This is a genomic window from Stenotrophomonas sp. INTA L402-1 (genome assembly GCF_059295135.1).
This window is the reverse complement of record NZ_JCAFWP010000010.1, coordinates 91096-102964: the sequence shown is the minus strand read 5'-3', so window position 1 is coordinate 102964 and position 11869 is coordinate 91096. Positions and strand designations below refer to the sequence as shown.

The window sequence follows — 11869 nt, the reverse complement described above, 5'->3', positions numbered from 1 at the left end:
TGCGGGATGGGGATCGCTCGACTCGTCTGTCGGCTAGTATCCGCAGATGCATGCTTGACGGTCCCTCCACCCTGGCTCCTACATACCGCGTAGGAGCCGGGAGGAACATACAAGCCATGCTCGACTGTTGTTGGCCTCTTGCCGCAAGGGCCATGAACCCGGGACGGAGAGCAGTCGAGCATGGCTCGACTCTACATAAGGGCGTCCTGTGACCTTTGGCGGTCCCCGCCGCGGGCCTGCCCGGCTACCCTGTGAAATTACCCGCAGGAGAGCCTCATGAACTTCCGCAACCTGGCCCCGTTGGGCCTGACCATCGCCATCGCTGCCTCGCTGGCCGCCTGTGGCAAGAATGAAACCGCGCCGGCGGCCAGCGCCGACGCCAAGCCGGCCTTCGACCTGTCGCAGATCAAGACGCCGCTGATCTCGCTCAACAGCGCCGACCTGGATCCGTCCATCTCGGCCTGTACCGACCTCAATGGCTTCGTCAACAGCAAGTGGCTGAAGGCCAACCCGGTGCCGGGCGACCAGACCACCTGGGGCAGCTTCGAGATCCTGCGCGAGCGCTCGCTGGAAGTGCAGCACGCACTGGTGCAGCAGGCCGCGGCCAGCCAGGCCAAGGCCGGCTCGGTGGAAGCCAAGATCGGTGACATCTGGAAGACCGGCAACGATGAAGCCAGGATCGAAGCCGCCGGCCTGGCGCCGCTGCAGCCGCAGCTGGACAAGATCACCGCGCTGAACGATACCGCCGCCATCACCCAGTACCTGCGCGACAGCCAGGCCGAGGGCAAGGGCGTGCTGTTCTCGCTGTTCGCCAATGCCGACTACAAGGATTCGGCCAACGTCATCGCCTATGTCGGCCAGGGCGGCCTGGGCCTGCCGGAGAAGGGCTACTACTTCGATGACGCGCAGGCCAAGATCCGCGACGCCTACGTGGCCTACATCGCGCAGGTGCTGACGCTGTCCGGCGTGGACGCGGCGCAGGCTGCCGAGCAGGCCAAGGCCGTGATGGCCTTCGAAACCCGTCTGGCCAAGGCCTCGATGTCGCGCATCGAAATGCGTGACCCGGCCAAGCGCTACAACCCGCTCAGCGCGGCTGACGCCGACAAGCTGACCCCGAACTTCAGCTGGAGCGCGCTGTTCGACACCCTGAAGGTGCCGGCCGCGCAGAAGTTCTCGCTGGCGCAGCCGGGCTTCTTCGGTGAAATGGACAAGATGCTCGCCGATGTGCCGGCCAGCACCTGGCAGGCCTATCTGCGCTTCCACACCATCGACGACGCCTCGCCGTACCTGAGCAGCCAGTTCGAGAAGGCCAACTTCGATTTCTATGGCACCACCCTGCGTGGCCAGAAGGAAATGCAGCCGCGCTGGAAGCGCGTGCTGGAGTCGGTCAACGGTGGCATGGGCGAAGCCCTGGGCCAGCTGTACGTCGATGCCGTGTTCCCGGCCGAGTCCAAGGTGGCCATGCAGCATCTGGTGGAGAACCTCTCGGTGGCGCTGAAGGCGCGCCTGGAGCAGCTGCCGTGGATGGGCGAAGAGACCAAGAAGAAGGCGCTGGAGAAGTGGGCCAGCTTCACCCCGAAGATCGGCTACCCGGACAAGTGGCGCGAGTGGACGGGCCTGCAGACCAACGCTGACAGCTACCTGGGCAACATGCAGGCCGCGCGCGCGTTCAACTACCGCTACATGCTGGACAAGATCGGCAAGCCGGTGGACAAGACCGAGTGGGGCATGACCCCGCAGACCGTCAACGCCTACTACAACGCCACCAAGAACGAGATCGTGTTCCCGGCGGCGATCCTGCAGGCACCGTTCTTCGACGCCAAGGCCGATCCGGCGCTGAACTACGGCGGCATCGGTGCGGTCATCGGCCACGAAATGATGCACGGCTACGATGACTCGGGCAGCCAGTTCGCCGCCAACGGCAACTTCGACAACTGGTGGACCGACGCTGACCGCAAGGCCTTCACCGAGCGTACCGACCAGCTGGTCGCGCAGTTCGATGGCTACGAGTCGGTGCCGGGCGTGTTCGTCAAGGGCAAGCTGACCCTGGGCGAAAACATCGGTGACCTCGGTGGCCTGACCGTGGCCTACGACGCGCTGCAGATGGCGCTGAAGGAAGACCCGAAGGCGAACGTGGAAGTCGACGGCCACAGCCAGGACCAGCGCTTCTTCATGAACTGGGCCACCGTGTGGCGCCGCAACTTCACCGACGGTGAGCTGCGCGTCCGCCTGAACACCGACCCGCACGCGCCGGCCAACTTCCGTGCCAACGGCGCGCCGTCGAACATGCCGTCGTATGCCGCTGCGTTCCAGTGCAAGGCCGGCGACGCGATGGTGCGTGCCGACGACAAGCGCGTGGTGATCTGGTAATCGATCATGCGTGATGTGTGATGCAAAAGGCCCGGTGAACGCCGGGCCTTTTGTTTGCGCGGTCGGTGGCGCCGGGCGGTGCCCGGTGGGTCTCAGGCTAGCTCCGGCTCCCGCGCCAGCATGCGATGGAAGCGCTGCAGCACGTAGGGGTCCACCAGCCCTCCAGATTGCGCTTCGATGATCCGCAATGCGGTTTCGTGCTCCATCGCGTCGCGGTACGGGCGCACGCTGGTCATCGCATCGTAGGCATCGGCGATGGTGACGATGCGCGCGCCCAGCGGGATGGATTCGCCGCGCAGCCCATCCGGGTAGCCGCTGCCATCGAACGCTTCATGGTGGGCGCGGATCAGTCGCGCCACGGGCGCGGCGTCACTGCGGCCGGTGGCCAGGAAGATGTGCTCGCCGCGGACCGGATGCTCGCGCATGATCGCGCGTTCCTCATCGGTGTGCCGGCGCGGTGCCAGCAGCACATCGTCGGGAATGCCGATCTTGCCGATGTCGTGGAAGCGCGCGGCCAGGCCGATCTGCGCACAGGCCTCGTCATCGAGATCGCAGTGCGCGGCCAGGCGCTGCGCGAACAGGCCGACGCGGTCGCAGTGGTGGCGGGTGTAGGCGTCGCGCATCTGCAGCGACATCGAAAGGGCATCGATCAGGCAGGCCTGCGCGTGCAGCAGGTCGGGGGCGGGTACGGCGTCAGGAAACATGGTCATCCGCCCGCACCGGGTGGGGGCCGGTGCGGGGTATTCGGGGGCGATCAACCCGGGGCGAGGGTGGTCAGAAGGGCGCGGGCCGCGTTGAAGCGGTCTTCCGGCAACGGCAGCGGGTGCTTGATGCGCAGCTTGTCAGGCCCTTCCATGGCGTACAGGTTCGGTTGTTTCTGGATCAGCTGGATCACCGCCATCGGGTCGATGTTCGGCTTGGATTCGAACACGATGCGGCCACCGTTCTCGCCCAGGTCGAGCTTGCGGATGCCCAGCGTATTGGCTTTCAGCTTCAGCTCGGCGATGGCGAACAGGTGCTTGGCCGCATCCGGCAGCAGGCCGAAGCGGTCGATCATTTCCACCTGCAGCTCGCGCAGCGCATCGCTGTCGCGCGCGCTGGAAATGCGCTTGTACAGGGTCAGGCGGGTGTGCACGTCCGGCAGGTAGTCTTCCGGAATCAGCGCCGGCACATGCAGCTCGACTTCGGCACCGCGCACTTCCTCGCCGGCATCCAGGTCGGGCAGCTTGCCCTGCTTGATGCTGCGCACCGCGCGCTCCAGCAGTTCGGTGTACAGGCTGAAGCCGACCTCGGCCATCTGCCCGCTCTGGTCCTCACCGAGCAGTTCGCCGGCGCCGCGGATTTCCAGATCGTGCGTGGCCAGAGTGAAGCCGGCGCCCAGCTCGTCCATCGACGCGATCGCTTCCAGGCGCTTTTCGGCGTCCGGAGTGATCGAGCGGCGGTCGGGGGCCACCAGGTACGCGTAAGCGCGATGGTGCGAACGACCGACACGGCCGCGCAGCTGGTGCAGCTGGGCCAGGCCGAAGCGGTCGGCGCGGTTGATGATGATGGTGTTGGCGTTGGGGATGTCGATGCCCGACTCGATGATCGTGGTCGACAGCAGCACGTTGAAGCGCTGCTTCTGGAAGTCCAGCATCACCTTTTCCAGCTCGCGCTCGGGCATCTGGCCGTGGGCGATGCCGATGCGCGCCTCCGGCACCAGCTCGGACAGCTCGCGCTGCATGCGGCCGATGCTTTCCACGTCGTTGTGCAGGAAGTACAGCTGGCCACCACGCGCCAGCTCGCGCTGGAAGGCTTCGCGCAGCAGTGCGTTGTCCCACTGGGTGATGAAGGTCTGCACCGCCAGCCGGTTCGGCGGCGGCGTGGCGATGATCGACAGGTCGCGCAGGCCGGCCATGGCCATGTTGAGTGTGCGCGGAATCGGCGTGGCGGTCAGGGTCAGCAGGTGCACGTTGGCGCGCAGCGCCTTCAGCGCTTCCTTCTGGCGCACGCCGAAACGCTGTTCCTCGTCGACGATGACCATGCCCAGGTCCTTGAACTTCACGTCCGGCTGCAGCAGGCGATGGGTACCGACGATGACGTCGATGGTGCCGGCGGCGACCTTTTCCAGCTCGGCCTTGATTTCCTTGGTGGTCTTGAAGCGCGACAGCACCTCGACCTTCAGCGGGTAATCGGCGAAGCGGTCGCGGAAGTTGCGGTAATGCTGTTCGGCCAGCAGCGTGGTCGGCACCAGCACGGCCACCTGCTTGCCGGCACTGGCGGCGGCGAATGCCGCACGCACCGCCACCTCGGTCTTGCCGAAGCCGACGTCGCCGCAGACCACGCGGTCCATTGGCTGGCTGCTGGCCAGGTCGCGCAGGGTCGCGTCGATCGCGGCCAGCTGGTCCGGCGTTTCCTCGAACGGGAAACCGGCGGCGAACGGCTCGTACATCGCGCGGTCCACCTGTAGTGCCAGGCCAGCACGCGCCTGGCGGCGGGCCTGGATCTCCAGCAGCTCGGCGGCGACGTCGCGCACCTTCTCGGCGGCCTTGCGCTTGGCCTTGCTCCACTGTTCGCCGCCCAGCGAATGCAGCGGCGCGGTTTCCGCCGACGCACCGGAGTAGCGGCTGATCAGGTGCAGCTGGGCGACCGGCACATACAGGCGGTCACCCTTGGCATATTCGATTTCGAGGAACTCGCCGGGCATGCCGCCGACGTCCATCGCGATCAGGCCACGGTAGCGGCCGACGCCATGGTCCTCGTGCACGATCGGCGCACCCTCGGTCAGTTCACCGAGGTCGCGGATGATCGCTTCCGGTTCGCGGCCGGCACGGCGCGTGCGGCGGGTGCTGCCGGCGCGCTCGGGGAACAGCTGGCGCTCGGTCAGCACCGCGATGCGCGGATCGTCCAGTGCGAAGCCATCCTCCAGCGGCGCCACCGCGATCGCGAAGCGCGCATCGTCGGCGAGGAAGCTGGGCAGGTCGGCCACCACCGGCGGCTTCAGCTCGGCGGCCTGCAACACTTCCAGCAGCGCCTCGCGACGCCCGGGCGAATCGGCGGCAATCAGCACCCGGCCCGGATAATGGCCGAGGAAGGATTTCAGCGCGTCGCCAGCGGGGGCCTCGCGCGCGGCCACCGGCAGCGGCGGCAGCGGCTGGTCGCCCAACGCATGGGCATCGGCGATGCGCGCGTGGTCAGCCGACCACACTTCGATGCGCGGGGCATCGTTCAGGCGTTCGCGCAGTAGTTCCGGCGACAGGTACAGCGCCGACGGCGGCAGCAGCGGCCGTTCCACATCGTGGCGGCGCTGCTCGTAACGCTCGCCGGTCTGCGCCCAGAACGCCTCGGCGGCTTCGCCGGCACCGGCGCAGACCACCGGCAGGCTGCCGTCGGGCAGGTAGTCGAACAGGGTCGCGGTGCGTTCGAAGAACAGCGGCAGGTAGTACTCGACGCCGGCCGGGGCCAGCCCGGACTTCAGATCCTGGTACAGCGCGCTGCGCCGGGTATCGACATCGAAGCGTTCGCGCAGCGTGGCCAGCACGCGGGCGATGCTGGCTTCGTCCATCGGTACTTCGCGGCCTGGCAGCATGTGCACCGCCTCGACCTTGTCCAGCGAGCGCTGGCTTTCCGGGTCGAAGGCACGGATCGAGTCGATGTCCTCGTCCAGCAGCTCCACCCGCAGCGGCTCGTCGGCGCCCATCGGGAACACATCGAGCAGGCCGCCGCGCACGGCGAAGTCACCCGGGTCCATCACCTGCGGGACGTTGCGGTAACCAGCACTTTCCAGGCGACGCTTCTCGGCTTCCAGATCCAGGCGCTGGCCGACCTTCAGGTCGAAGCTGCCACCGATCACGTAGCTGCGCGGGGCCAGCTGCTGCAGCAGGGTCTGCACCGGCACGATCACCAGGCCGCGCTTCAGCGTGGGCAGGCGGTGCAGGGCGGACAGTCGCTGCGAAATGATGTCCGGATGCGGGCTGAAGCGGTCGTAGGGCAGGGTTTCCCAGTCCGGGAAGGCCACCACCGGCAGGGCCGGGTCACCGCCGAGCAGTGTCTGCAGGTCGGCTTCGAGCTGGTTGGCACCGTGGTTGTCACGGGCGATCACCAGCAGCGGGGCGTCGTGCGCACGCGCGGCCTGGGCCAGGTACCAGGCCAGGGCGGTCGGAGATGCGGGGGCGCGCCACCAGGCGCGGAGCTGGCCGGCGCGCGGCAGCGGCGGGGCGGGGTATGAGGTACGCGACATGGACCCCGGATTTTAGCAGAAGCCCGATCGAAGCCCGGCGAGTCGTGCCGGCCGTTTGCTGGCCGCCTCATGTGCCGTTGGGGCATCGGAATGCCGGCCAGCGGCCGGCACTACCGGGAGGCGTCGCCGGGCACGCCCGGCGAATCCTTCAGTTGTCCAGCTCCAGCACCATCCGCACCAGGCCTTCGGCGCCGGTCGGGTGCGGCACCGGCTTGAAGCCCAGCGAGGCGGCCAGCTGCTTCATCGGCTCGTTCTCAGCGGCAACGTCGCCGTACAGGCGGTCCAGATACTTGCCGCGGCCCCATTTCACCAGCTTGCGCATCAGCTGCCGGCCCAGGCCCTGGCCAATGAGGAAGCGGCTGATCAGGATCGCGTACTCGGCTTCACGTGTACCGGGGATGATCGAGGCCCGGGCGACCGCGCCGACCACCGCTTCGCCAGCGGGCAGGGATTCGGCAGCGACCAGGGTGATCTCGGTCTTGGGATTCGGGTGGGTCAGGCGCTGGGTGGTTTCCGGCGAAAGCTCGGTCACCGCCTGCAGGAAACGATCACGGATTTCTTCCGGCCCGAACAGGCTGAACGCCGCTTGCAGCGGTGCGCCATCTTCCGGGCGGATGGGGCGGATCAGCAGCTCGTGGCCGCTGGGAGCCTTGAAGATCTCATGCCAGGGCGGCATGCGGTTGCGAGTGGCCATACCGGGTGATTCCTTGGTGGTCCATCGATTGTGGCATCACCGGGGCTGCATTCCGTGAACGAAAGGCTCACGGCGGTACAGCCTCGTGAAGGCCGTTATTCGGGTGCTTTGAGCCAATCCAGGCGGGTGCTGGCCCCGGGTTCACCCAGGTGCTGGCGCAGCGCCGGCAGGGCTGGGCCGACCACCCGGTCGAACTGCCAGGGCGGGTTGAGCAGCAGCATGCCGCTGCCGTTGAGGCGCAGCGGTGAGTCGTCCGGGCGCACCAGGAACTCGATCGTCATCGCCGATTTCACCGGCAGGGCGGTGGCCTTGCGCAGGAAGTGCAGGATGGTGCGGCGCTGCTTGATCGGGAACCAGACGGCACACGTGGCCTGCGGCCAGCGCGCCAGGGTTTCGGCCAGGGCGGCCAGAACGGCCTGGTATTCGGCGTCCTGGGCCTCGTAGGGCGGGTCGATCAGGACCAGGCCACGGCCGATCTTGCTGCCGTTGAACTTCGGCGGCAGCAGCGAACGCAGCAGCGCATAGCCATCGCCCGCCCGCACGTCGACACGGCTGTCATGGGCGAACAGAGCCTTCAGCGTGGCCGTTTCGGCTTCCTGCAGCTCACAGACCGCCATGCGGTCCTGCGCGCGCATCGCCTGCGCGCTCAGCAGCGGCGAGCCCGGGTAGTTGGTCAGGGCGCCCACCGGATTATCGGCCTGGACCGCCTTCAGATAGCGCTCGACCACCTCCGGCAGCTTGGGCTGGGCCATCAGCCGCATGATCCCGGATTCGGCCTCGAGGGTCTTGCGGCTCTCTTCGCTGGCCAGCAGGTAGCGGCCGGCGCCGCCGTGGGTGTCGAGCACGAAGAACGGGCTGTCCTTGCGCTTGAAGCTGTCGATCAGGGCCAGCTGCACGATGTGCTTGAGCACATCGGCGTGGTTGCCGGCATGGAAGGCGTGGCGATAGTTCATGGGCGGCAGTGTACGGGGCGGCGGCCGCAGCGGCTATGCTGCGCGCCATGACAGCTCCCGTTGCCCATGTCCTGGTGGTCGAGGACGAAGCCGCCATCGCCGAAACCGTGCTCTATGCGCTGCGCAGCGAGGGCTATGCCGCCAGTCACTGCCTGTTGGGCGGTGAGGCCCTGCAGCGGCTGCAGGACGGCGATATCGACGTGGTGGTGCTGGACGTGGGCCTGCCGGACCTGAGCGGTTTCGAGGTCTGCCGGCGGCTGCGTGCGCAGGCCGGGCCGGCGGCGCAGCTGCCGGTGATCTTCCTGACCGCGCGCAACGACGAAGTGGACCGCGTGCTCGGCCTGGAACTGGGCGCCGACGACTACATGACCAAGCCGTTCTCGCCGCGCGAACTGGTGGCACGGGTGCGTGCGCGCCTGCGCCGTGCGGCGCCGGTCGTCGCAGCGCCCAGCGCCGATGCGGGCTGGCAGGAGCATGGCGCGTTCGCCATTGACCGCGAGGGCCGGCGCATCCGCTTCCGCGGCCATGCGCTGGACCTGACCCGCTATGAGTACGCACTGCTGGAAGCGCTGCTGCAGCGCCCGGGTGCCATCCTCAGCCGCGCGCAGCTGATGGACCGGGGCTGGGACAGCAGTGCCGACAGTGCCGACCGCACCGTCGACACCCATGTAAAGACGTTGCGCGCCAAGCTGCGCGCGGCCGGTGCCAGCGACGACCCGATCCGCACCCACCGTGGCCTCGGCTACGCGCTGGAGGTCTAGCCGATGCGCCTGGTACTGAAGCTGTTCCTCGGCTTCTTCCTGATCACCGGCATCGCCGCGTTCTTCGTGATGCGCGTGTTCGTCAACGAGGTGAAGCCCGGTGTGCGCCAGGCGATGGAATCGACCCTGGTCGATGCGGCCAACGTGCTGGCCGAGATGGCCGCCGCCGACGTCAAGGACGGCACCATCCGCAGCGGCAGCTTCACCCGCAACCTGGCCAAGGCGCGGCAGCGCGACCTGAAGGCGATGGTCTGGCGTTTCCCCAAGCGCTCGCTGGATTACCGGGTGACCATCACCGACGCCAAGGGCATCGTCATCTACGATTCGCTGGGCCGTGATCTCGGCCGCGACAACTCGCGCTGGAATGATGTCTACCGCACCCTGCGCGGTGAGTACGGCGCACGTTCCAGCCCCGAGATTCCGGGCGAGGAAGGCGATACGGTGATGCATGTGGCGGCGCCGGTGTACGACCCGGCCGACGGCCGCACGCTGATCGGCGTGCTCAGCCTGGCCCAGCCGAACCGCAGCATCGATCCGTTCATCGCCGCCAGCCAGCGCGCCATCATCGAGCGCGGTGCGTGGCTGATCGGGCTGTCGGCGCTGGTCGGCGTGCTGGTGACGATGTGGCTGACCACCGGCCTCGGCCAGCTCAGCCGCTATGCACGCGCGGTCAGCGCGGGCGAACCGGTGCCACCACCACGGCGCCGCCGCGACGAGATCGGCGATCTCGGCCAGGCGCTGGAAACGATGCGCCAGAAGCTCGAAGGCAAGGCCTACGTCGAGCAGTACGTGCAGTCGCTGACGCACGAGATGAAGAGCCCGCTGGCGGCGATCCGCGGTGCCGCCGAGCTGCTGCAGGAGCCGTTGCCCGAGGCCGACCGCGTGCATTTCGCCCGCAGCATCGTCGACCAGCAGGAGCGGCTGACCGAGACCATCGACAAGCTGCTGGCGCTGGCCGAAGTGGAACAGCACGGCTGGCTGCAGACGCGTGACCCGATCGCGCTGCCGGCATTGCTGGCCGATGCGACGGCGGCCGCGCAGGTGCGCGCGCAGGCGGCCGGCGTGCAGGTCCGCATAGGCAGCGTGCCCGACCTGCGGGTGCAAGGCGACGCCTACCTGCTGCGGCAGGCACTGCACAACCTGATCGACAACGCGATTGCCTTCTCGCCGGCCGGCGCGGAGATCGCGCTGCAGGCCGAGGTGGACGGGCAGGGCGTGCGCCTGCAGGTGGCCGACCGTGGCGCCGGCATTCCCGACTACGCGCGTGAGCGGGTGTTCGAGCGCTTCTATTCGTTGGCCCGCCCCGGCAGCGGGCGGCGCAGCTCCGGCCTGGGCTTGCCGTTCGTGCAGGAGGTCGCGCGCCTGCATGATGGGCGCGCCAGCGTGGATATCCGCGAGGGCGGCGGCACCGTGGCCAGCCTGTGGCTGCCTTTGGGTGTGCCAGGCCTGCGCCCGCGCCGCTGACTTCACACTCGCTTCAAATTCGCCACAAACCCTGCTCACCGCGGCGGTCCATCCTGCAGCCCTCTCCAACGAGGATGGACCATGAAATCCCTGAAGATGCTGCTGCGGTTCGCCATTGTCGGCGGGCTGATCCTGCTGCTGCTGGTGCCGCTGACGATGATCCGCGGGGTCATCAACGAACGTAGCGCGTACCGCGACGAGGCCTTCTCACGGGTGGCCGACAGCCGCGCCGGTGCACAGCAGCTGGTGGGCCCGGTGCGGGTGGTGCCGTGGGTGGAACGCAAGCAGGTTGAACTGGTCGACCCGCTGGGCGTCAAGAAGACCGAGGTGCAGGTCACCGAGGGGCACTGGCTGCAGATGCCGGCGTCGCTGGAGGTGGGCGGCGAGATGCTGCCGAGCCAACGTGAGGTCGGCCTGTTCAAGGTGCCGGTATACAGCTGGAACGGCCAGATGAAGGCGACGTTCGCTGCAGACGACTATCCGGTGAAGGCCGGCCGCAGCTACGGCCAGCCGTATGTGGCGGTGGGCATTTCCGATGTGCGTGGTCTGGTCGGTACGCCGAACCTGCGCGTGGATGGCAAGCAGCTGCGCCTGCTGCCGGGGGTTGGTGCGGCCAGCGAGGTGGGGCGAGGCCTGCATGCGCCGGTGGCCGGTTTCGCCGCGGAACAGGGCGGTACGCTGGCTGCCAGCACCGTCGAACTCGAGCTGCGCCTGGATGGCAGCCGCATGCTGTCGGTGGTGCCGGTGGGCGATGACACCAAGATCGCACTGCGTTCGAGCTGGCCGCATCCGTCGTTCAGCGGCGCCTTCCTGCCCAACGAACGTCGCGTCGACGCACAGGGCTTCGATGCGCGCTGGGCGGTGTCCTCGCTGGCCTCCGACGCACAGCGACAGCTGCGCAATGATGGTTCGGTCGACTCGCAGGCGGTGACGGTCTCGCTGGTTGATCCGGTCGATGCCTACACCCAGGCCGACCGTGCCTCGAAATACGGCGTGCTGTTCGTGCTGCTCACCTTCGTTGGCTTCATCCTGTTCGAGCTGATCAGGTCGCTGCGCATCCACCCGCTGCAGTACCTCATGGTGGGCCTGGCGCTGGCGATCTTCTTCCTGCTGCTGATCAGCCTGTCCGAGCATATCGCGTTCTGGAAGGCCTACCTGGTTTCGGCGGTGGCCTGTATCGGCCTGCAGGCGGTGTACCTGGCCAACGTGCTGGGCCACTGGAAGCGCGGCCTCGGCTTCGCTGCGCTGCTGACCGTGTTGTATGGCGCGCTGTATGGCCTGCTGGTGTCGGAGAACAACGCGCTGCTGATGGGTTCGCTGCTGCTGTTCGTGATCCTGGCGCTGGCGATGTGGGTGACCCGCCGGGTGGACTGGTACGCGCTTGGCGCGGAACTGAAGTAAGGAGTAC

8 protein-coding genes are annotated in these 11869 nt (G+C 67.8%); 4 read left to right on the top strand and 4 right to left on the bottom strand.

Translation table 11 applies throughout. From position 1 onward, the window contains the following. The first annotated feature begins 276 nt into the window (after positions 1-276). On the top strand, positions 277-2370 hold the full coding sequence (locus AC5O77_RS08405) for a M13 family metallopeptidase (RefSeq protein ID WP_478058895.1): 2094 nt from the start codon (positions 277-279) through the stop codon (positions 2368-2370). A gap of 92 nt (positions 2371-2462) precedes the next feature. Here the strand turns inward: AC5O77_RS08405 and AC5O77_RS08400 are convergent, their stop codons facing one another. The 4 genes from AC5O77_RS08400 to AC5O77_RS08385 form a co-directional block, all read right to left on the bottom strand. Beyond that, positions 2463-3080 carry an HD-GYP domain-containing protein gene (locus AC5O77_RS08400; RefSeq protein WP_049446339.1) on the bottom strand — a complete coding sequence of 206 codons (618 nt, stop codon included), beginning with the start codon at positions 3078-3080 and terminating at the stop codon, positions 2463-2465. A 44-nt stretch (positions 3081-3124) separates the two neighbouring features. Beyond that, entirely contained in the window at positions 3125-6589 is a 3465-nt protein-coding gene (mfd, locus tag AC5O77_RS08395; RefSeq protein WP_110711665.1) for a transcription-repair coupling factor, read from the bottom strand. A 148-nt stretch (positions 6590-6737) separates the two neighbouring features. Further along, the gene (locus tag AC5O77_RS08390) at positions 6738-7283 is read right to left on the bottom strand and encodes a GNAT family N-acetyltransferase (RefSeq protein ID WP_004150340.1); all 546 of its coding nucleotides are present in this window, start codon (positions 7281-7283) and stop codon (positions 6738-6740) included. Positions 7284-7378: 95 nt separating this feature from the next. Then, positions 7379-8236: a 23S rRNA (adenine(2030)-N(6))-methyltransferase RlmJ gene (locus AC5O77_RS08385; protein ID WP_024958156.1), complete on the bottom strand. Its 858-nt coding sequence runs from the start codon at positions 8234-8236 to the stop codon at positions 7379-7381. A gap of 35 nt (positions 8237-8271) precedes the next feature. Here AC5O77_RS08385 and creB point away from each other — a divergent pair, with 35 nt between their 5' ends. The 3 genes from creB (at position 8272) to creD (ending at position 11862) form a co-directional block, all read left to right on the top strand. Continuing rightward, positions 8272-8997, top strand: a complete 726-nt coding sequence (creB, locus tag AC5O77_RS08380) for a two-component system response regulator CreB (protein ID WP_478057863.1) — start codon at positions 8272-8274, stop codon at positions 8995-8997. A gap of 3 nt (positions 8998-9000) precedes the next feature. Then, positions 9001-10461 carry a two-component system sensor histidine kinase CreC gene (gene creC, locus AC5O77_RS08375; protein WP_478057864.1) on the top strand — a complete coding sequence of 487 codons (1461 nt, stop codon included), beginning with the start codon at positions 9001-9003 and terminating at the stop codon, positions 10459-10461. 81 nt (positions 10462-10542) lie between these two features. After that, a complete protein-coding gene (creD, locus tag AC5O77_RS08370; protein WP_478057865.1) occupies positions 10543-11862 on the top strand; it encodes a cell envelope integrity protein CreD in 1320 nt (439 codons plus the stop codon). Positions 11863-11869: the final 7 nt, after the last annotated feature.